The organism is Aurantibacter sp. (assembly GCF_039941195.1).
In the GTDB taxonomy this organism is placed as follows: Bacteria; Bacteroidota; Bacteroidia; order Flavobacteriales; family Flavobacteriaceae; genus Aurantibacter_A.
In genome coordinates this window covers 1-17,809 of record NZ_JBDVFA010000036.1, presented here as the reverse complement: position 1 = coordinate 17,809, position 17,809 = coordinate 1, and the positions used below count along the sequence as shown (strand labels likewise).

23 protein-coding genes are annotated in these 17,809 nt (G+C 34.1%); 11 read left to right on the top strand and 12 right to left on the bottom strand.

Annotation, left to right across the window (positions count from 1 at the left end):
* Nucleotides 1-5 precede the first annotated feature (5 nt).
* Nucleotides 6-887: a tetrahydrofolate dehydrogenase/cyclohydrolase catalytic domain-containing protein gene (locus ABJF52_RS06755; protein WP_348148181.1), complete on the top strand. Its 882-nt coding sequence runs from the start codon at nucleotides 6-8 to the stop codon at nucleotides 885-887.
* A gap of 6 nt (nucleotides 888-893) precedes the next feature.
* Here ABJF52_RS06755 and ABJF52_RS06750 read toward each other — a convergent pair whose 3' ends face one another.
* The 8 genes from ABJF52_RS06750 to ABJF52_RS06715 all read right to left on the bottom strand — a co-directional run bounded on the left by ABJF52_RS06750 (nucleotide 894) and on the right by ABJF52_RS06715 (nucleotide 5,700).
* Nucleotides 894-1,031 (bottom strand): hypothetical protein, encoded by a 138-nt coding sequence (locus tag ABJF52_RS06750; RefSeq protein ID WP_348148178.1) that lies wholly within the window; start codon nucleotides 1,029-1,031, stop codon nucleotides 894-896.
* Nucleotides 1,032-1,180: 149 nt separating this feature from the next.
* Nucleotides 1,181-1,888 carry a haloacid dehalogenase type II gene (locus ABJF52_RS06745; RefSeq protein ID WP_348148175.1) on the bottom strand — a complete coding sequence of 236 codons (708 nt, stop codon included), beginning with the start codon at nucleotides 1,886-1,888 and terminating at the stop codon, nucleotides 1,181-1,183.
* A 30-nt stretch (nucleotides 1,889-1,918) separates the two neighbouring features.
* Nucleotides 1,919-2,269, bottom strand: coding sequence for a DoxX family protein (locus ABJF52_RS06740; RefSeq protein WP_348148172.1), 351 nt, complete (start codon nucleotides 2,267-2,269; stop codon nucleotides 1,919-1,921).
* A gap of 9 nt (nucleotides 2,270-2,278) precedes the next feature.
* Entirely contained in the window at nucleotides 2,279-2,920 is a 642-nt protein-coding gene (locus ABJF52_RS06735; protein WP_348148169.1) for a DsbA family oxidoreductase, read from the bottom strand.
* A 98-nt stretch (nucleotides 2,921-3,018) separates the two neighbouring features.
* On the bottom strand, nucleotides 3,019-3,582 hold the full coding sequence (locus tag ABJF52_RS06730; RefSeq protein WP_348148166.1) for a carboxymuconolactone decarboxylase family protein: 564 nt from the start codon (nucleotides 3,580-3,582) through the stop codon (nucleotides 3,019-3,021).
* Nucleotides 3,583-3,657: 75 nt separating this feature from the next.
* Nucleotides 3,658-4,221: a TetR/AcrR family transcriptional regulator gene (locus ABJF52_RS06725; protein ID WP_348148163.1), complete on the bottom strand. Its 564-nt coding sequence runs from the start codon at nucleotides 4,219-4,221 to the stop codon at nucleotides 3,658-3,660.
* A gap of 192 nt (nucleotides 4,222-4,413) precedes the next feature.
* Nucleotides 4,414-5,184 (bottom strand): thioredoxin family protein, encoded by a 771-nt coding sequence (locus tag ABJF52_RS06720; RefSeq protein WP_348148160.1) that lies wholly within the window; start codon nucleotides 5,182-5,184, stop codon nucleotides 4,414-4,416.
* A gap of 9 nt (nucleotides 5,185-5,193) precedes the next feature.
* Nucleotides 5,194-5,700: a TlpA disulfide reductase family protein gene (locus ABJF52_RS06715; RefSeq protein ID WP_348148157.1), complete on the bottom strand. Its 507-nt coding sequence runs from the start codon at nucleotides 5,698-5,700 to the stop codon at nucleotides 5,194-5,196.
* Nucleotides 5,701-5,945: 245 nt separating this feature from the next.
* On the opposite strand from ABJF52_RS06715, the gene ABJF52_RS06710 reads away from it, so the two are divergent.
* The 8 genes from ABJF52_RS06710 (at nucleotide 5,946) to ABJF52_RS06675 (ending at nucleotide 12,763) form a co-directional block, all read left to right on the top strand.
* On the top strand, nucleotides 5,946-6,674 hold the full coding sequence (locus tag ABJF52_RS06710; RefSeq protein WP_348148154.1) for an SDR family oxidoreductase: 729 nt from the start codon (nucleotides 5,946-5,948) through the stop codon (nucleotides 6,672-6,674).
* 37 nt (nucleotides 6,675-6,711) lie between these two features.
* Nucleotides 6,712-7,068 carry a DUF1801 domain-containing protein gene (locus ABJF52_RS06705; protein WP_348148151.1) on the top strand — a complete coding sequence of 119 codons (357 nt, stop codon included), beginning with the start codon at nucleotides 6,712-6,714 and terminating at the stop codon, nucleotides 7,066-7,068.
* Between the two features lie 66 nt (nucleotides 7,069-7,134).
* On the top strand, nucleotides 7,135-7,530 hold the full coding sequence (locus ABJF52_RS06700; RefSeq protein WP_348148148.1) for an antibiotic biosynthesis monooxygenase: 396 nt from the start codon (nucleotides 7,135-7,137) through the stop codon (nucleotides 7,528-7,530).
* Between the two features lie 229 nt (nucleotides 7,531-7,759).
* Complete coding sequence (locus ABJF52_RS06695) at nucleotides 7,760-9,232, top strand: vanadium-dependent haloperoxidase (RefSeq protein WP_348148145.1); 1,473 nt, start codon at nucleotides 7,760-7,762, stop codon at nucleotides 9,230-9,232.
* A 58-nt stretch (nucleotides 9,233-9,290) separates the two neighbouring features.
* Nucleotides 9,291-9,662, top strand: a complete 372-nt coding sequence (locus ABJF52_RS06690) for a VOC family protein (RefSeq protein ID WP_348148142.1) — start codon at nucleotides 9,291-9,293, stop codon at nucleotides 9,660-9,662.
* 66 nt (nucleotides 9,663-9,728) lie between these two features.
* Nucleotides 9,729-10,580: an alpha/beta hydrolase-fold protein gene (locus ABJF52_RS06685; protein ID WP_348148139.1), complete on the top strand. Its 852-nt coding sequence runs from the start codon at nucleotides 9,729-9,731 to the stop codon at nucleotides 10,578-10,580.
* A 9-nt stretch (nucleotides 10,581-10,589) separates the two neighbouring features.
* Complete coding sequence (locus ABJF52_RS06680) at nucleotides 10,590-11,639, top strand: glycoside hydrolase family 43 protein (protein WP_348148136.1); 1,050 nt, start codon at nucleotides 10,590-10,592, stop codon at nucleotides 11,637-11,639.
* Between the two features lie 20 nt (nucleotides 11,640-11,659).
* The gene (locus tag ABJF52_RS06675) at nucleotides 11,660-12,763 is read left to right on the top strand and encodes a Gfo/Idh/MocA family oxidoreductase (protein WP_348148133.1); all 1,104 of its coding nucleotides are present in this window, start codon (nucleotides 11,660-11,662) and stop codon (nucleotides 12,761-12,763) included.
* A gap of 28 nt (nucleotides 12,764-12,791) precedes the next feature.
* Here ABJF52_RS06675 and ABJF52_RS06670 read toward each other — a convergent pair whose 3' ends face one another.
* Both ABJF52_RS06670 and ABJF52_RS06665 read right to left on the bottom strand, forming a co-directional pair.
* Nucleotides 12,792-13,217: a VOC family protein gene (locus ABJF52_RS06670; protein ID WP_348148130.1), complete on the bottom strand. Its 426-nt coding sequence runs from the start codon at nucleotides 13,215-13,217 to the stop codon at nucleotides 12,792-12,794.
* Between the two features lie 32 nt (nucleotides 13,218-13,249).
* Nucleotides 13,250-14,089, bottom strand: coding sequence for an alpha/beta hydrolase (locus tag ABJF52_RS06665; RefSeq protein ID WP_348148127.1), 840 nt, complete (start codon nucleotides 14,087-14,089; stop codon nucleotides 13,250-13,252).
* Between the two features lie 105 nt (nucleotides 14,090-14,194).
* Between ABJF52_RS06665 and ABJF52_RS06660 the strand changes: the two genes are divergently transcribed.
* Nucleotides 14,195-14,614: a helix-turn-helix domain-containing protein gene (locus ABJF52_RS06660; protein ID WP_348148124.1), complete on the top strand. Its 420-nt coding sequence runs from the start codon at nucleotides 14,195-14,197 to the stop codon at nucleotides 14,612-14,614.
* A 21-nt stretch (nucleotides 14,615-14,635) separates the two neighbouring features.
* Here ABJF52_RS06660 and ABJF52_RS06655 read toward each other — a convergent pair whose 3' ends face one another.
* Together ABJF52_RS06655 and ABJF52_RS06650 are read right to left on the bottom strand one after the other, a co-directional pair.
* The gene (locus ABJF52_RS06655) at nucleotides 14,636-15,190 is read right to left on the bottom strand and encodes a hypothetical protein (protein ID WP_348148122.1); all 555 of its coding nucleotides are present in this window, start codon (nucleotides 15,188-15,190) and stop codon (nucleotides 14,636-14,638) included.
* A 34-nt stretch (nucleotides 15,191-15,224) separates the two neighbouring features.
* Entirely contained in the window at nucleotides 15,225-16,727 is a 1,503-nt protein-coding gene (locus ABJF52_RS06650; RefSeq protein ID WP_348148119.1) for a helicase HerA-like domain-containing protein, read from the bottom strand.
* Between the two features lie 171 nt (nucleotides 16,728-16,898).
* Between ABJF52_RS06650 and ABJF52_RS06645 the strand changes: the two genes are divergently transcribed.
* Complete coding sequence (locus ABJF52_RS06645; RefSeq protein ID WP_348148117.1) at nucleotides 16,899-17,531, top strand: 7-carboxy-7-deazaguanine synthase QueE; 633 nt, start codon at nucleotides 16,899-16,901, stop codon at nucleotides 17,529-17,531.
* The last annotated feature ends 278 nt before the right edge of the window (nucleotides 17,532-17,809 follow it).

Genomic DNA, 17,809 nt, shown 5'->3' with positions numbered 1-17,809 from the left:
TTTTTATGGAAATCCTAGACGGTAAGAAAATATCAAATCAAATAAAAGAAGAAATTGCAGCTGAGGTTACTCAGATGAAGGAACGCGGAGAAAAAGTTCCGCATTTAGCAGCCGTAATTGTAGGAAATGACGGAGCTAGTTTAACTTATGTAGGTAGTAAGGTGCGATCTTGTGAGCGTGTTGGTTTTGAATCTACTATGGTTCGTTTACCGAATACTACTTCTGAACAAGAACTACTGAAGAAAATTCACGAGCTAAATGCTGACCCTGATATTGATGGCTTTATTGTTCAACTTCCGTTGCCTCCACAAATAGATACGCAACGTGTTTTAATGGCTGTTGACCCTGATAAAGATGTTGATGGTTTTCATCCAATGAATTTTGGGAAGATGGCTTTGGATATGAGTACATTTATTCCAGCAACTCCATTCGGGATTTTAGAACTTTTAGATCGTTATCAAGTAGAAACACAAGGGAAACATACGGTTGTAATTGGTCGTAGCCATATTGTAGGTAGACCAATGAGTATTTTAATGGGTCGAAAAAGTTTTCCTGGTAATTCTACTGTAACCTTAACACACAGTCGTACTAAAAATATTAGTCAGATTACAACACAAGCAGATATTATTATTTCTGCTTTAGGCGTTCCTGGTTTTCTTAAAGCCGAAATGGTGAAGGATGATGTTGTAATTATAGATGTGGGTATAACAAGAGTTCCAGACGAGTCTAGAGAACGAGGTTATTATATTACTGGTGATGTTGATTTTGAGAATGTAAGTAAAAAAGCATCGTATATAACTCCTGTGCCTGGTGGTGTAGGACCAATGACCATTGCAATGTTATTGAAAAATACACTTTTAGCAAGAGAACGTCATCGTAATAAATAATACAATTTAAGATGATTCTTCTGTGTTGTCTGCTATACTATCGTGGGGTGTTAATACATCGATGTCGTTACTGTCATCGTAGTCACAACTGCTAATACATACTATTGCTGTAAAAATTATAAAGATTGCTAGTGCTTTTTTCATGACGTTGAGGTTTAGTACTTTGAGATAAGTAAACTGTTCTTAGATAACGAAAAAAACAATCTTTTCTTATTCTTATAAATTCGACTCCCACATAATTATAATGTGCAATTATTTATAAAGCAATAATGTTTTAGAAAATTACATGTGCATCAATCATACCCTATCAATATATCGGCGGCTTTTATGAGGTCCGATACTACTATTTCTGTTTGTGGAGCTAACGGAAAAATTTGTTGCCCTGGTCTAGCTATAAATGCAGCTCGCCACCCTGCCCAAAGAGCACCCGCAACATCCCAACCATGGGCTGCAATTAACATACATTCTTCCGGCTTTAAATTCATTTTTTTTGCACCCCAAGCATAGGTGTCTGTAAAAGGTTTGAACTTCTCTGTTTCTTCAACACTTAGCATTTCATCAAAATAATCTGTTAACCCAGAACTTTCAAACTGTTTTTTTAATCCAGATTTTGATGAATTGGTAAAAGCAACTAATTTATATCCTGAAGCTTTTAATTGTGTAAGTGCGACTTTCACTTCTGGGTGTGCGGGTAAATTACCCATCGACTCAGAAATTATTTTACGGGCTTCTTCTTCGGTTATGGTTATATCATGATTTGCCGCTACCATTTGTAATGCGGCTGCACCAATATGTCCAAAGGGTTTGTATTGACCACTAGCCGAAGTCACTAAAGAATACTGCAACATAGTCGTAAACCAAAGAGAGAGTAGGTCTTCTCTTCCGCCTAAGGCCTTACCGACTTGTTTCTTAACTTTTGTAAGATCTAAAAGGGTTTCATTGACATCAAAAAACAAGACTTTAGGACGTATATTCTCTTTATGCATGTTCATTTGCTTCATAGTTATACTGCATTTAAGTTTTGTAAAAACTTAAACCCTTTTACTGTAAATATAAGAAGCTACCAATGCAACTAGGGCAACCAAAGCCGCATATTGCTCTCCGTCACTTACCATTATATGTGCAAAAAATGCTAATGTTACCGCAAAGAAAAATGCTGAATACGCCCATTCTTTTATCACATTAAACCTAGGGTTCCATATCGCAAACAAGCCAAGTAATTTTGCTGCCGCATATGGATAAATAATATAAGTGGGGTATCCTAATTTTGTGAATACCGTTTTCACCATTTCATGATTGAATAAATACATGCCGGCGGAAAACAGTATCACTAGGCTAAAAAGTCCTGTGGTAATGTAATAGATGATTTTATTTGAATTCATCAGGTGAAATTATATAGTTAGTTCTGTAAGTACTTGCTTAAAAGTGGCTACCGGTTGCGCGCCAGTTATAGCACTTTTCATATTAAAAACAATAGTTGGGACAGAGTTTACACCCATATTTTTCCATTGTCCCTGTTTAGTTCTCACCTCATACCTAGCTTCGTCACTGTCTAACTTTGCTAACGCTTCCTCAGCATTTAAACCAACAGCTAATAATGCTTCCTTCAAAATACTCCTATCGGATACATCTTTTCTCTCGCTGAAAAAAGAAGTCATTAATCGCAATTTTAATTCGGTTTGTTTGTCGAAATCCTTTGCATATTCTAATAACACATGTGCATCGAAAGTATTTGCCATGCGCATTTCATCAAAATAATCAAATTTAAAACCTAACTCTTCGCCAATATCAGTCATGTTTTGTTGCGATGCTTGTTGTTGTTCTATGGTTGAACCATATTTTTCTGAAATATGTTCGGTAACATTCTGACCTTCAGGTGGCATTCCTGGATTCAATTCAAATGGTTGCCATTCAATCTCTACCTGATCTTGAATCCCTAACTCAGCTATCGCCTTTTCTAAGCGTTTGTATCCAATCGCACACCAGGGGCATACCACATCTGATACGATATCTATCTTTAACTTGTCTTTCATGTTAAGTTTTTAATTATGAGCTTAATATATACAAACTAAACCTTCCACATTTAAGTGGAAGGTTTACAACAATCAATCAACCATTGGTTTCGGGGGAATTATGAAACCACATTTTCTTTAGACCATTCAAATTTCTTGAAAGGTTCATCAACTGGAGTGTTTGCAATATGATTTGTATAGTTACTAATTGTCTTTTGAGACAATCCTAAAATAATATCCAATACTTGCGCTTCTCCATAACCAGCTGCATAAAAAGCCTTTAAATCTTCTTGACTAACATTACCACGGTTACGAACTATGGTTAAGGTAAACGTTCGAAGTGCTTCTAATTTTGCATCAGCCAAAGGAGTCTCGTTACGTAAGGCTTCGGTAATGTTGTCATCAACTTTCATCATTTTGGCGATACCTGTATGGGCTGGAACACAATAATGACAAGCATGTTCAACATTTATGGTTTGCCATACAACTGTTAACTCTTCTTCATTAAATGAAGATTGCGTAAATAACTCGTGTAGTGTTTGATATGCCTTTAGTATTTGTGGCGATCCGGCTAGCACACCGTGTAATCCTGGAATCATTCCAAATGATTTTTGAGAATTTTCTAATAGTGCTTTGCTTCCTTCAGGAGCTGTTTCAATGTTGTGTACTTTTAAACTTGTCATAACTTATTTATTTCAATTAATTATTATATTTATGTTAAAACTAAGCGAATGCTTAGTTATTTATTAAAAAAAAACCTATAAATGTAAAAATGTAATATTTATAATGTTTTTTAGTTGATTTTCTTGAAACACTTTTGAGGAAATTGATAAACCTAAAAGAGCGTTCATTAAATAATCAGCTTGTGCTTCAATTTCTTTAACATCCCTTTTGTCGTCCTGTTTTAGATTCCTTACAAACAATGTTCTAATATTTGTAGAAAAGCGTTTCAAAGCGGCCATAATTACCGGATTTGAATCTTCTTTTATTTCGTTTACAGTATTAGTAACTAAGCAACCTTTAAAAATTGCACCTTCTCTAGAAAAATCAAGAAAGTCAAAAAAATACGTTTTTATGCTTTCAATTCCATTATCAGAATTTTCCAATATATTGGTGATAGATTTAATTTGAGCATTATATAGCTTTATGCTTTCTAAAAAAACGCCTTCTTTATTTTTAAAACTGGCATATATAGAGAATTGATTGATGCCCATTTCTTTCTCTAACATACGCACAGAAGTACTTTCATAACCATTACGCCAGAAAAGTCGCATCGCTTTTTCTATTACCTCCGTTTCGTTATACTGTTTTCTGCGTGCCATTATTTTTAATATCCAATACAAAACTAAGCAGGTGCTTTGAAATAAAAAAACTTTTAACTATTATTTAATTGTTTGTATGTTATCCTACTATTATATGATATAAAAAAGTGGTTAAAGTCAATTAGTATTTTTGACTTTAACCACTTTTTATAACCATTTATCACCTTAAAAGTTGAATAAATTTGCGAGTATTTATGCTCTTTTAGGCTTCACTGGACATCCAATTGCTTTAGTGAAATTAGGGTTTGGTTTTTCGCCCTTTTCTAGAGCTTGAATCGCATTTTCAAGATATTTTACTTTTACATCATTCGCTGACCTAGCATTATCATCAATAGTTCCTATATATTGTACTTTACGTTCATTATCCAATAAAAATATATGAGGCGTTCTTACCGCACCATATTTTGGAAAAATCTCTTGTGCCTCATCAATTAAATAGACAAAGGGAAATTCTTTTTCTTTTGCTCTTTCTTGCATGGCCTCATAACTTTCACCGTTATTCTCAGAACTACCATTTGGATTAATAGCCACTACAGAATAGCCTTGTGATTCATATTTATTATGAATTTCAATTAGGCGATCTTCATACATTTTTGCGAACGGGCATTCGTTACATGTAAAGGTTACAATATAGCCTTTAGCATCTTTAATGTCAGCTAAAGAGAATGTTGAGCCATCAATATTTTTAAGTTCAAAATCTGTTGCAACATCTCCAATTTTATAGCCACCAATTTCCTCAAGGGTTTTAGTCTGTTCTGGACTGTGTCCACCACCACCTGGAGGAGGGCCTTTTCTATCCCCTTCACCTCTAGGTGGGTGACCTTTAGGTGGATGATCGTTTGTATCACGATGTTCTTTTGCGGTCATTTCTTTTTCTTGGTGCTTCGCAGCTTTTTCTTTGCAAGACACCAATACAGTTGTTGCTATAATAACTGCGGCAATCAATACATTTATTTTTCTCATTTTAAATAATTATAAATTGAAGTTTTTATTAATTTCATTTTCTAAATCAGTCAAATTCTCAAAAGAGCGTTCATAATAGAAACGCTTATCATTATTAAAAATTATCGTAAACGGAATGGCTCCTGACCAGCTAGGATCTATTTTATCAATCCAAGTATTAGAATCTGGGTCATCCAATAAAATAACTTTTTCTATAATGTTTTTTTTTGCTAGAAAGGGTTTTAATTTAGTTTCAATTTCCTGAGCAAAATCAAGACTCACTAGCGTTAGTTTAACATTGGAATTTTTATTAGCGAAAGCCTGTAAATAGGGAAGTTCTTTTATGCATGGTGCGCACCACATTGCCCAAAAGTTTATAATATGTATTTCATCGTCAGAACTGTAAAGCAACGGTTCTAGCTCATCAAAGTTATAGACGGCAATCTCATCATTGTTTTCAACCAGGCTTTTATTTGGCTCCTCTTTTTTCGTTTTTTCGTCTTTACAACTAAACGTAAAACAGAGTATTAATGCCAAAGTCAAAAATTTGGGGATGCTGCATTTCATCAATGTATATTTAAAAATATTAGACTTTGTTTTTTTAAAAGGTTTAATTCCAATTATAATTTAATATTTAAAGCATTTAATATAACCTATTGATTGTGCAAAGCTTAAGATGTAAAATGTATAATATTTTTTTATTGACGTTTGTGATTTTTTTTGAAATTAATCTCCCAACTGTCTTTAAGTTTGTATTATAAACTTTCACAATTATAAAATAAATGAGCAAGGTAGTTATAATCACGGGTTCTTCGAGAGGCATTGGGGCAGAGCTTGCAAAAACATTGGCTAGTAAAGGATCAAGAATTGTGGTTAATTATTCTAATAATAAAGCTGCTGCAGATGCTGTAGTGAGTGAAATAGTATATAAAGGCGGTGAAGCAATAGCTGTTAAAGCAGATGTTAGTAGTACTACAGATGTAAAAAGATTATTTGCTGAAACAATAGCAAACTATGGCCATATTGATGTTCTAATTAATAACGCAGGAATAGCAATCTATAAACTACTGAAGGATACTACAGACGATGATTATAATAGAATTTTTGATATTAACGTAAAGGGGGTTTTCAATACCATGCGAGAGGCCTCAACTTTGTTACGAGATGGTGGTAAAATAATAAATTTCTCTAGCACTACAACTAGAGTAATGTTGCCAACTTACGGAGCATATTCTGCTACTAAAGCTGCTGTTGACCAAATGACAAGAGTGTTTGCAAAAGAAATGGGTGAACGAGGTATTAATGTAAATTGTATTGCACCTGGCCCTATTAATACAGAACTTTTTAATCAAGGTAAAAGTGAAGAATTTATAAATCGATTGGCATCAATGTCCGCGTTTAATAGAATTGGGGAACCCAAAGATATTGCTAAAATTATCTTGTTTTTAATAAGTGATGATTCCAATTGGATAACAGGACAAATAATTGGAGCTAATGGAGGTTTTGCATAAAACTTAATAATGTTCCATAGTTAATTAAATAATTAGGATGGATAAAAGTGATAAAAGTGTAGATCGGTATATTTCCAGTTTTCCAAAAGAAATTCAGATCAAATTGCAATTAATCAGAGATACTATTAAACTGCATGCTCCGGATGCAGTAGAGGGGATTTCTTATGGCTTACCTACGTATAAATTAAATAAAAAACCGCTCGTTTATTTTGGAGGTTTTTCCAAACATATTGGTTTTTATGCTACTCCATCAGGCCATGAACAATTTAAAAAGGAACTGTCTAAGTATAAACAAGGTAAGGGTTCTGTACAATTTGAGTTAAGTGAATTATTACCGATTAATTTAATTGCAGAAATAGTAAAATTTAGGGCCAAAGAAAATTCTATTAAATAAGTTCTAAATGAAATTACTAATTTCAAAACATGAAATATTTTAAATTATATGCTTACAACTTTATTTATGACATTACTACCAATTTCTTGTGCCAACCAAAAGCAAGAAGTTGAAATTACTAAATCGGAAAAAATGATGGTGCGAATTGCGGAAGTCGAGATTGCTCCTGAATATTTAGAAGAGTATATGGGAATTTTAAAAGAGGAATCTGAGGCATCCGTACGAATGGAAGAAGGAGTGATTTCTATTTTTCCTATGTATGAAAAAGATAATAAAAGGTCTATTCGAATTTTAGAGATTTATGCGGATAAAGAAGCTTATGAATTGCATATAAATACACCACATTTTATAAAATATAAAACTTCCACGGTAAAAATGGTAAGGGGTTTAAAATTAATTGAAATGAAAGCTATTGATTTTAATACTATGCCTGAAATTTTTAGTAAATTAGGGGAGCTCTAAACATCAAAACTATACGGTTCAATTTTAATTAATTTTAGATTTGTTATCGTATTTTTTGTAATCACTTTACAGAAATTTGCTAGTTACTTGTTTGTTTCTGTACATTTAAAATTATTACGAAACCTATATTGTAGTAAAAGCAAATATTCATTTTCCTCCAAGTGAAGTATTTGAAGATAATTTTTGAACCAAACTAAACTGATATCACTATTTAATCCTTTTAAAGATCATGAAGAGTACTATAATACTGTGTTTGTACACATTATTGCTATTTGGCTGTAAGCAAAATTCAAATAAAAATGCAGCGAACAACGAAACTGAAATAACAGAGCCCAAAGGTGTAGAAAATGTAGCTTATAAATGGGGTAAAATGGCATTGACGGCCACCGCGAATGATACTGAAAAATTTAAACCTCGACCAACGATTACATCTCGATTTTTAGGATTGATTTTTGTTTCAATTTTTGATGCATGGTCGCGGTATGACGAAAAGGCAATTCCGGTTTATTTGAAAGATACAAAACGTAGACCTTTAGATGAACATTCAATTAAAAATAAGGAAATAGCAATTAGTTATGCTGCTTATGGTGCCATGTCTGAATATTATTTTTCGGATAAAGAATTGTTTGCTGATTTTATGAAGGAGCTGGGACTAGATCCTAATAATAAGTCTTTAGACCCCAACACGCCAGAGGGTATTGGTAACCTAGCTGCAAAAGCTGTAATTGAAGCAAGGAAGGGTGATGGAGCAAATCAGTATGCAGAGGAAGATGGTTCTAATGGGGAGTTTTATTTTAATTATGTGGGTTATGAGCCTGTAAATTCAGCGGATAAAAACGTTGATATAAACCGTTGGCAACCTAAGTATTTTTCAGACGGTAAGGGTGGACAATATGCACCCGGATGTTTAACTCCTTTTTGGGATAAGGTTAAACCGATTGCTTTGAAAACAGGTGATCAATTTAGACCAGGACCACCGCCATTAGTGGGGTCTGAACAATTGGAAAAAGAGGTTGCAGAAGTAGTTGAAATGCAAGCTAATTTAACCGATTATCAAAAGGCTTTGGTCGAATTTATGAGAGATGGGCCGCAATCTGTTCAACAAGCTGGTCATTGGTTAAAATTTGCACAAGACGTATCGCGTAGAGATTCGCATACACTTGATCAAGATGTAAAAATGTACTTCTATAATCAAGTGGTAGCGATGGATGCTTTTATTGCTTCTTGGGATTCTAAAATGTTTTATGATTATGCACGACCATATGCACTAGTTCATGAATATTATTCCGGCAAAAAAATTACAGGCTGGGGTGGAGAAGGAAAAGGAATGATTGAAATGGATGGTTCACAGTGGCGACCATATTCACCCGAAATATTCTTATGTCCTCCATTTCCTAGTTACACATCTGGGCATAGTACAATTAGTGGAGGTTGTGCCGAAGCATTAAAATTATGGACAGGAAGTGAAACATTTGGATCTGAGGCGGTTTTAGTGGCCGGTGCCATGACCGAACCCAATATGCTTGGCGATACCATTACATTAAAATTTCCAACATTTACAGAAACAGCGGAAATGGCAGGTATTTCTAGAGTTTTAGGGGGTTATCATATTCAGGCTGATAATGTAGCAGGTTTGGAATTAGGTAGAAAAGTTGCCCATGAAGCTTGGGGTTTTTATAAGATGCATATTGGGGAGAAATAGCAAATTGATTTCAAATAGAATATATTGAATAAGGTATAAACCATTAAAAGAAAGAACTATGAAACTAGGAGCATTTTCAATTAGTCTGGTGGTAAAGGATTTAAAAATTTCTCGTGATTTTTATGAGAAGTTGGGGTTTGTGGTTTTTGCTGGTGAGATGGATAAAAATTATCTCATTATGAAAAATGAAGATTCACTAATTGGACTTTTTCAAGGTATGTTTGAAAGTAATATTTTGACATTCAACCCTGGTTGGGATCAAAATGCTAATACCTTATCAGCTTTTGACGATGTTCGTGATATCCAAAAAGATTTAAAAAATCATGGTATTAAGTTAGAAACAGAAGCTGATGAAAATACCAAAGGCGCTGCGAGTATAGTTGTAATGGATCCTGATGGAAATGCTATCTTAATAGACCAACACGTTTAGCGATTAGCAATAAAGGCAGTATTCTTTTACTTATCTTGTTACTTGATTTAGAACCAAAATTATACCATGAAAAAGATTATTTATTTAGTAGTATTTTGTTTTTCGTATGTCTCAATTGCACAATCCGGAAAGGTTTTCGACAATCTAACAATGTCTAGCAAAATATTAGATATGGAGCGAAACTATGGTGTTTATCTACCACCGGACTATGAAACATCAGAAAGAAGTTATCCGGTACTTTATCTTTTGCACGGAGCAACAGATGATCATACAGGATGGATTCAATTTGGGGAGGTTTCGCGAATTACAGATGCAGCTATTAAAGATGGTTCGGCTACTCCGATGATTATAATAATGCCTGACGCTGATACAGGAAAAATGGGTTATTTTAATCGAGGAGATTGGTTGTATGAAGATTTCTTTTTTAAAGAATTTATGCCTCATGTAGAAAAGAAATATAGAATACGAGGTGAAAAGAAATATCGTGCGGTTGCTGGACTTTCTATGGGTGGAGGGGGCTCTTTTATGTATGCTTTACATCATCCTGAATTATTCTCATCAGCTTGTCCATTAAGTGCTTATGTTGGTCCATTAACAATAGAGGATCTTAAAAAACGTCTTGCCCGTAACAAAGAAGAATTCTCAAATGCTGAAATCAAAGAATACTTTAATAAGCATAATGCACTTAATTTGATTGAAACTGTTCCGGTGGAAGATATAAAATCTGTTCGATGGTATATTGATTGTGGCGATGATGATTTTTTATATGAAGGTAATAGTTTGGTGCATATTGCTATGACAAAGAAGGAAATTCCACATGAATACCGTGTGCGAGATGGACGTCATAGTTGGGTGTATTGGCGTGCTTCTTTGCCAAAAGTTTTAGAATTTGTATCACAAGCATTTCATCAGAATTAAAATAATTCAATGAGTTTTGGTGTTGTATCTGAATTTAAAAAATTAGTAATCTTACTCTATATTTGTTGTTCGTTTTCTTGTAAAGATTCTGCAAAGAAAAATACAACAGCATCAGAAGAAAGCACTGAAATAAAAAATGGGAATCCGATTTATGAAGGTTGGTATGCAGATCCTGAAGGTGTAGTTTTCGATGATACTTATTGGGTGTATCCTACTTATTCTGATGACTATGATAAACAGTTGCATTTTGATGCTTTTTCTTCTACAGATTTAGTCACTTGGCAGAAACATGAAAACATACTGGATACTACTAAGGTTAAATGGTTGAAACAAGCATTATGGGCGCCCTCCATAATTCAAAAAGAGGATAAATATTTTCTTTTCTTTGGTGCTAATGATATACAACGTCCTGGCCGGAATTCGTATGATCCTAATAATGACATTAATCACTATGGAGGAATTGGTGTAGCAGTTGCGGATACCCCTGCAGGTCCTTTTGAAGATTATTTAGGTAAGCCTTTAATTTCAGAATTTTATAATGATGCTCAGCCTATAGATCAATTTACATTTAAAGATGTTGATGGAACTTATTACTTTTTCTATGGTGGCTGGAGCCATTGTAATTTAGGAAAACTTAATTCAGATTTCACAGGTTTTATTTCTTGGGAAAATGGTGAATTGTTCAAAGAAATTACACCCGACGGATATGTTGAAGGTCCGTTTATGTTCTTAAGAAATGGCATTTACTATTTTATGTGGTCTGAAGGAAGTTGGGGTGATGGTTCTTATAAGGTTGCGTATAGCATGTCTGATAAAGTAACAGGTCCTTATAAAAGAATAGGAACAGTTTTAGAATCAAAACCAGGTGATATTGCCAATGGAGCTGGCCATCATTCGGTAGTTAATAAAATTGATACAGATGAATGGCTTATGGTGTATCACCGAAGGCCTATTCCCAATGAAGATCGAGATCATCGCGTTACGTGCATAGACAAAATGGAATTCAATGAAGATGGGACAATAAAACCGGTAATAATGACCTATGAAGGCGTTCGGTAAGTCGAAAAAATAATAATATCATGAAAAATATTTACTGTTATTTCTTAATTGTGTTTTTATTTTTATCAACTAATACATTGGTTGGCCAGTCAACTGAACCTTTAAAAATTGGTGTAATTGGGTTGTCGCATTCACATGTAAATTGGCTTTGGAGTAGACCACATTTAAATGACGTGGAGATTATTGGTATTGTAGAACCGAATATAGAATTAGCCAAACGTTTTTCAGATAGTAAAGGTTTTTCTATGGATTTGGTTTATGATTCTATGGAAGAACTAATTGCTGCTAAAAAACCAGAAGCCGTAACCGCATTTGGTTCAATTTATGAGCATTTGGCGGTGGTTGAATTTTTTGCACCACTTGGAATTCATGTGATGGTAGAAAAGCCATTAGCGGTTAGTTTAGAACATGCTCAGAAAATGAAATCCTTGGCAGAAAAACATAAAATTCATTTGCTTACTAATTATGAGACAACATGGTATCCAACAAATCATAAAGCATATGACATGGTTAATAAGGGGGTTATTGGCCCACTACGAAAAATAGTAGTACATGATGGGCATGAAGGCCCGCAAGAAATAGGAGTCAATAAAGAATTTTTGGAATGGCTTACGGATCCAGTATTAAATGGCGGTGGTGCATTAATGGACTTTGGTTGTTACGGGGCTAACTTAATTACTTGGTTAATGAAAGGTGAGCGGCCAATAAGCGTTACCGCTGTAACTCAAACAATTAAACCAGATATTTACCCGAAAGTTGATGATGAAGCAACTATAATTGTTACCTATCCAGAAATGCAAGGCGTTATTCAGGCGTCATGGAACTGGCCAATGGGTAGAAAGGACATGGAAATTTATGGTAAAACGGGCTACATTATTAGTGAAGACCGACATAATATGCGGTATCGATTTAATCAGAAAGAAAAAGAACAGCAAGAGATGTTAGACGAGCGACCTGCTCCTTATGCAGATCCGTTTTCTATTTTGGCGGCAGTAATTCGCAAAGCGATTATTTTACCCGAGGATAATTTATATTCTCTAGAAAACAATATTGTGGCTATGGAAATATTGGATGCGGCTAGTAAAAGTGCAAAGTCTGGTGAAACTATTTACATAAAAAAGTAATGCTTATAAAGGTGTGTATTGATTAATGTTATTTTGCAAATAATTGATTAATGTCTTTAAATGATTTAAATTCTAAAGCATTTCCTGCGGGATCTAAAAAGAACATAGTTGCTTGTTCACCAACCTGTCCTTCAAATCGAATATAAGGTTCAATAATAAATTGTATTCCTTTCGCTTTTAACTCTTCTGCAAAAGTTTGAAAAGTATTCCATGGTAGAACTACACCATAATGAGGTACGGGCACGGAGTGTCCATCCACAGGATTGTGATGCAAATTTTTTGTTTCTATTTTCGGTTTATAATGAATGACCAATTGATGTCCGAATAAATTAAAATCTACCCATTGGTCACTACTTCTACCTTCCTCACAATTAAGAATTTCACGATAAAATTTTCTGCATTCAGCTAAATTATAAACAGGTATAGCAATATGAAAAGGAGTGATATTGGTCATAAGAAATAGTTTAAAATAAAATTAGCTAATTCTTATGACTTTAAAAATGCTAGTACTTTCTTGCTTACTTCATCTTGGTGTAATGAATGTCCAAAGCCTTCTGTTTTAACTAACTCACTTTTTTTCCAATTTTCATGAACCTTTTCGGAACCACTTACAGGGGTAACTTTATCGAATTTATCATGAATTAAAAGTCCTGCTGTATCAAAGTTTTCGACAAATTTGGCTGTGGAAAACTCGTGCATTTTAAATCCGAAAAGTCGAAAAAAATGTTCTCCTATAGCTTTCATAATATTTTCATTCAAGCCTAAAATTTCTTTGTAACTTGTAATAAATGGTAAGAATTCTGAAGGGCTACCCAGGGTTATAATTTTTTCAACTCCGTTATCACCAACGTTGTGGTGGTAATAAATGGCACTCATGCCACCAATAGAATGAGCTAATATATGTTTGGGTTTGTATTTTTCAACAACCGGTTTTATAGCTTCAGAATACATTACGGCAGTAAAAGTTTTACTGCCCGAATATCCATGTCCGGGTGCATCCAAGGCTATAATATTGTAATCTTCTTTAGTGAGGATAGAAATCAAATTTTTCCACCGAAAACTATTGCTTTCCCATCCGTGAAGTAATAAAATTGTGTCTTTGTTACCTTTCCAATTATAAATTTGAATATTTACTCCTTCAGCTTTTATTGTTTCAGATTTGGCAGCATCTAGAAAGCTTTTCTGATGAGGTTTAACCCTACCTTTTCTGGGTGTACAAAATAATAGAAATGCTTTTTCAGCTGCTTTTTTCCTGGAGAATATGGCTAAAGAATTAAAATATAATCCGTAGGCTTTGGGTAGTATTTTATTCAGCGTTTTTTTCATTTTGAAATACAGGTTACTTTATGTAACTTACTCTTTTAATGATACTAAAATTAATATTCTTTTCTGAGATAATTATTAGTTACAAAAAACGCACAAGGTAAGCATATGGAAACTATTACTGAAAACCAGAAGGTTGCATCGAAAAAAAAGATTAAAAAAATGTTTGGGCATATTGATTTGAAAACGGCTGAATATTGCCCGATTCGAGATGTTATGGCTTTAGCTTCAGATAAATGGAGTATTCTTATTATTCTGAATTTAGGGTACTCGCGGGTATTGCGTTTTAATAAAATTAAAAAATACGTTACTGGAATTTCTAATAAAGTATTGAGTGAAAGATTAAAAACTTTAGAAACCGATGGATATCTTGAACGTAAGATGTTTCCAGAAGTGCCGATACGCGTCGAATATAGTTTAACCGATTTCGGTTACTCGTATTTGCAAAAATTAATTGAGCTTACAGAATGGATTACACAATACAGTGATGTGGTTATTGAAAGAAGAAAGGAAGCAAACGTATCTTAGTATGTGTACTCCTATGTACTCCTAATTCCATCCAACCATTAAATATTTAATTTTAGCCTTATCAGGTATTTGTACAGCCTCAATATTCGTGCTAGTTGCGTACCGTAGACTTGATGGTAATTCTTGCTTGTCTATAGTAAAATAAGCATCACTATCTTTTAGTAAAATCAATACATTTTTTCGAGATGTAATGACTTTTTTTACCGTGAAATTGTCCTTTATATCTTTAAAAGTACTCATTAGGCCAACCCCATCTTTGGTTGTATATCGCGGGTCTTCTATGCGAATATTTTCAATCATGGGTATAGAATCGCCCGTAGGAGTAAGGGTTAATAAGTGTTTTCCACCTTTTTCAAAAATCTTAATTTTTTGAGCGCCATTACCAAATTTTAAAGCAACCGTATCTTTTACTACAGAATCGTTGTCAAAAATAATTTCAATATCACGGGCAAGACTACTTCTATTTAATTTGCCTATACTGTCTCGGTCAATTAAAAAAGTGACATCTTTTTCTTCCTTGCAATTAATAAATGCAAGTAGCAATATAAAAAGTGGTAGAAATTTAATTTTTTTCATGCAATCATGTTTTTTGCAAATTCGTAGCTCCAAATTAGCGTATAACTTTTTTAAGAACTCCGAGAACCCCTCTAATAAAGGTTGCACTAGTTAATACTTTAATAACTGGGTTTTGTCTTGTGCTTGCTCTTTTTGTGCTTCTACTAGAGGTTTTAGTCTTTTCCTTTGCTGCAGTAGCTTCTGCTTTTTCAATCTTTTCATTTAAGATTTCATAAGCGCTTTCGCGATCAATAACATCATTATATTTTGGAATTAATTGTGATTTTTTAATAACAGTTTTTAATTCTTTATCAGTTAATACATCCATACGGCTCATAGGGGCTCGTAATAGTGTTGCAGCAAGTGGAGTAGGGCGTCCTTTTTCATCTAATGCTGAAATTAATGCCTCACCAATACCTAATGATGTCAAAACTTCTTTAGTGTTGTAAAATTCTGATTCTGGATAGTTTTCTGCAGTTAATTTAATTGCTTTACGGTCTCTGGCTGTAAAGGCACGTAAGGCATGTTGTACTTTTAATCCAAGTTGAGCAAGAACTTCATTCGGGACATCGGTTGGGTTTTGAGTAACAAAGTATAACCCTATTCCTTTTGATCTAATTAACTTAACAATACTTTCAATTTGATCTAATAAGGCTTTGGAAGCTTCTTTAAAAATTAAATGAGCCTCATCAATAAACAATACCAATTCTGGTTTGTCACTATCGCCTTGTTCCGGAAAACTATCATATATTTCAGCCAATAAACTTAACATAAAAGTTGAAAAAAGCTTTGGTCGATCTTGAATGTCGGTAAGTCGTAAAATATTAATATAACCCCTTCCATTTTCATCAATACGAGTTAAATCATCTACTTCAAACGATTTTTCACCAAAAAATAAATCGGCACCTTGTTGTTCGAGTTCAATAATTTTTCTAAGAATTGTACCTGTTGAAGCTGTTGAAATTCTTCCATAATCTTTGGTGAATTCCGCTTTGCCAGCACCAGTAGCATATTGAAGTACTTTTTTAAAGTCTTTTAAATCGAGTAAGGGAAGCTTATTGTCATCGCAATATTTGAAAACAACTGCAACAATACCTTCCTGTGTTTCTGTTAGGTCTAAAATTCGTGATAATAAAGTGGGGCCAAATTCCGATACTGTTGCCCTAAGTTTTACACCATCTTGTTCTGATAAAGATAAAATTTCAATTGGAAAATTTTTTGCTTCAAAAGGTAGGCCAATTTGCTCATGCCGTTCATCAATCTTCGCATGTCCAGGGCTTGGCTGTGCCAATCCACTTAAATCTCCCTTTAAATCCATTAATAAAACAGGTATTCCTTTTTCAGAAAGGTTTTCCGCTAAAACCTGTAGTGTTTTTGTTTTGCCGGTACCAGTTGCACCAGCTATTAGTCCATGGCGGTTTAAAGTCTTTAATGGTATTTTGACAAAAGCCTTGTTAATTGCCACTTCATTTAACATGGCAGCACCCATTGTAATAAAATCACCTTTGGTAGCGTATCCCTTTTCAATGTGGGCGTAAAAATCTTCTTCTTTAGACATTTGGAGAAATTTGCCATAAAAATAGATCATTTTGAAGAAATAGCCGCAGACATTATAGGTGATGATCTTTTTGAAGTCCTCATTTTATCATTTTTAAACTCTATTTGTTAACAGATTTTGATTTTTACCAACCACCAATGGTTAGTGCTAGCTAAAATGTATCTTTGCCGAATGCTTAATGAAGAAGTTTTACAGGAAGTTGAAAAAGGATCTATGTTACCCTTGATGGAGGAGTTTTATACCATTCAAGGGGAGGGGTATCATAAAGGTACCGCGGCATATTTTATTAGAATTGGCGGTTGCGATGTTGGCTGTCATTGGTGCGATGTAAAGGAGAGTTGGAATGCTGAGTCGCATCCTCCGACTGAGATTACGAGTATTGTTGATAATGCGGCAAAATATTCGGATACAATTGTTGTGACTGGGGGTGAACCATTAATGTGGAACATGTTTCCGTTAACCGAATCACTTAAAGAAAAGGGTTTGCAAACACATATAGAGACATCCGGAGCTTATGAATTAACTGGGATTTGGGATTGGATTTGTTTGTCGCCTAAAAAAAACAAACTTCCAACACCAGCTGTACATGCAGCGGCACATGAACTTAAAGCCATAATTTACAACAAACATGATTTAATTTTCGCTGAAGAACAAGCAGCTTTAGTAAATGAAGAATGTATTTTATACCTACAACCAGAATGGAGCGTTCGGGATAAAGTCGTGCCTTTAATTGTAGATTACGTAATGAAAAACCCGAAATGGAAAGTATCACTACAGACGCATAAATATTTGAATATTCCTTAGTGGTAAATTAAGTACGTAGCACTTTTTAAAAAATACTATTTCTTTGAATAACTAGATAGATTCGTTAAAAACTCTTCGGCTCATAGACATCTGGATTATAAAAATAAATAGTAGTCTATTCAGAGTAAAGTAGCTAATTTTTTTAATTTTTACCATCAACCATCAACCATCAACCATCAACCATCAACCATCAACCATCAACCATCAACCATCAACCATCAACCATCAACCATCAACCATCAACCATCAACCATCAACCATCAACCATCAACCATCAA

What these genes read in the sequence shown, in the direction of transcription:
- ABJF52_RS06720 (WP_348148160.1), bottom strand. Translation starts at nt 5,184, where the DNA reads ATGAGAAAAATAAATGTATTGATTGCCGCAGTTATTATAGCAACAACT.
- ABJF52_RS06710 (WP_348148154.1), top strand. Translation starts at nt 5,946, where the DNA reads ATGAGCAAGGTAGTTATAATCACGGGTTCTTCGAGAGGCATTGGGGCA.
- ABJF52_RS06665 (WP_348148127.1), bottom strand. Translation starts at nt 14,089, where the DNA reads ATGAAAAAAACGCTGAATAAAATACTACCCAAAGCCTACGGATTATAT.
- ABJF52_RS06695 (WP_348148145.1), top strand. Translation starts at nt 7,760, where the DNA reads ATGAAGAGTACTATAATACTGTGTTTGTACACATTATTGCTATTTGGC.
- ABJF52_RS06730 (WP_348148166.1), bottom strand. Translation starts at nt 3,582, where the DNA reads ATGACAAGTTTAAAAGTACACAACATTGAAACAGCTCCTGAAGGAAGC.
- ABJF52_RS06700 (WP_348148148.1), top strand. Translation starts at nt 7,135, where the DNA reads ATGACATTACTACCAATTTCTTGTGCCAACCAAAAGCAAGAAGTTGAA.
- ABJF52_RS06645 (WP_348148117.1), top strand. Translation starts at nt 16,899, where the DNA reads ATGCTTAATGAAGAAGTTTTACAGGAAGTTGAAAAAGGATCTATGTTA.
- ABJF52_RS06725 (WP_348148163.1), bottom strand. Translation starts at nt 4,221, where the DNA reads ATGGCACGCAGAAAACAGTATAACGAAACGGAGGTAATAGAAAAAGCG.
- ABJF52_RS06690 (WP_348148142.1), top strand. Translation starts at nt 9,291, where the DNA reads ATGAAACTAGGAGCATTTTCAATTAGTCTGGTGGTAAAGGATTTAAAA.
- ABJF52_RS06680 (WP_348148136.1), top strand. Translation starts at nt 10,590, where the DNA reads ATGAGTTTTGGTGTTGTATCTGAATTTAAAAAATTAGTAATCTTACTC.
- ABJF52_RS06655 (WP_348148122.1), bottom strand. Translation starts at nt 15,190, where the DNA reads ATGAAAAAAATTAAATTTCTACCACTTTTTATATTGCTACTTGCATTT.
- ABJF52_RS06740 (WP_348148172.1), bottom strand. Translation starts at nt 2,269, where the DNA reads ATGAATTCAAATAAAATCATCTATTACATTACCACAGGACTTTTTAGC.
- ABJF52_RS06705 (WP_348148151.1), top strand. Translation starts at nt 6,712, where the DNA reads ATGGATAAAAGTGATAAAAGTGTAGATCGGTATATTTCCAGTTTTCCA.
- ABJF52_RS06685 (WP_348148139.1), top strand. Translation starts at nt 9,729, where the DNA reads ATGAAAAAGATTATTTATTTAGTAGTATTTTGTTTTTCGTATGTCTCA.
- ABJF52_RS06660 (WP_348148124.1), top strand. Translation starts at nt 14,195, where the DNA reads ATGGAAACTATTACTGAAAACCAGAAGGTTGCATCGAAAAAAAAGATT.
- ABJF52_RS06755 (WP_348148181.1), top strand. Translation starts at nt 6, where the DNA reads ATGGAAATCCTAGACGGTAAGAAAATATCAAATCAAATAAAAGAAGAA.
- ABJF52_RS06750 (WP_348148178.1), bottom strand. Translation starts at nt 1,031, where the DNA reads ATGAAAAAAGCACTAGCAATCTTTATAATTTTTACAGCAATAGTATGT.
- ABJF52_RS06650 (WP_348148119.1), bottom strand. Translation starts at nt 16,727, where the DNA reads ATGTCTAAAGAAGAAGATTTTTACGCCCACATTGAAAAGGGATACGCT.
- ABJF52_RS06745 (WP_348148175.1), bottom strand. Translation starts at nt 1,888, where the DNA reads ATGAAGCAAATGAACATGCATAAAGAGAATATACGTCCTAAAGTCTTG.
- ABJF52_RS06670 (WP_348148130.1), bottom strand. Translation starts at nt 13,217, where the DNA reads ATGACCAATATCACTCCTTTTCATATTGCTATACCTGTTTATAATTTA.
- ABJF52_RS06735 (WP_348148169.1), bottom strand. Translation starts at nt 2,920, where the DNA reads ATGAAAGACAAGTTAAAGATAGATATCGTATCAGATGTGGTATGCCCC.
- ABJF52_RS06675 (WP_348148133.1), top strand. Translation starts at nt 11,660, where the DNA reads ATGAAAAATATTTACTGTTATTTCTTAATTGTGTTTTTATTTTTATCA.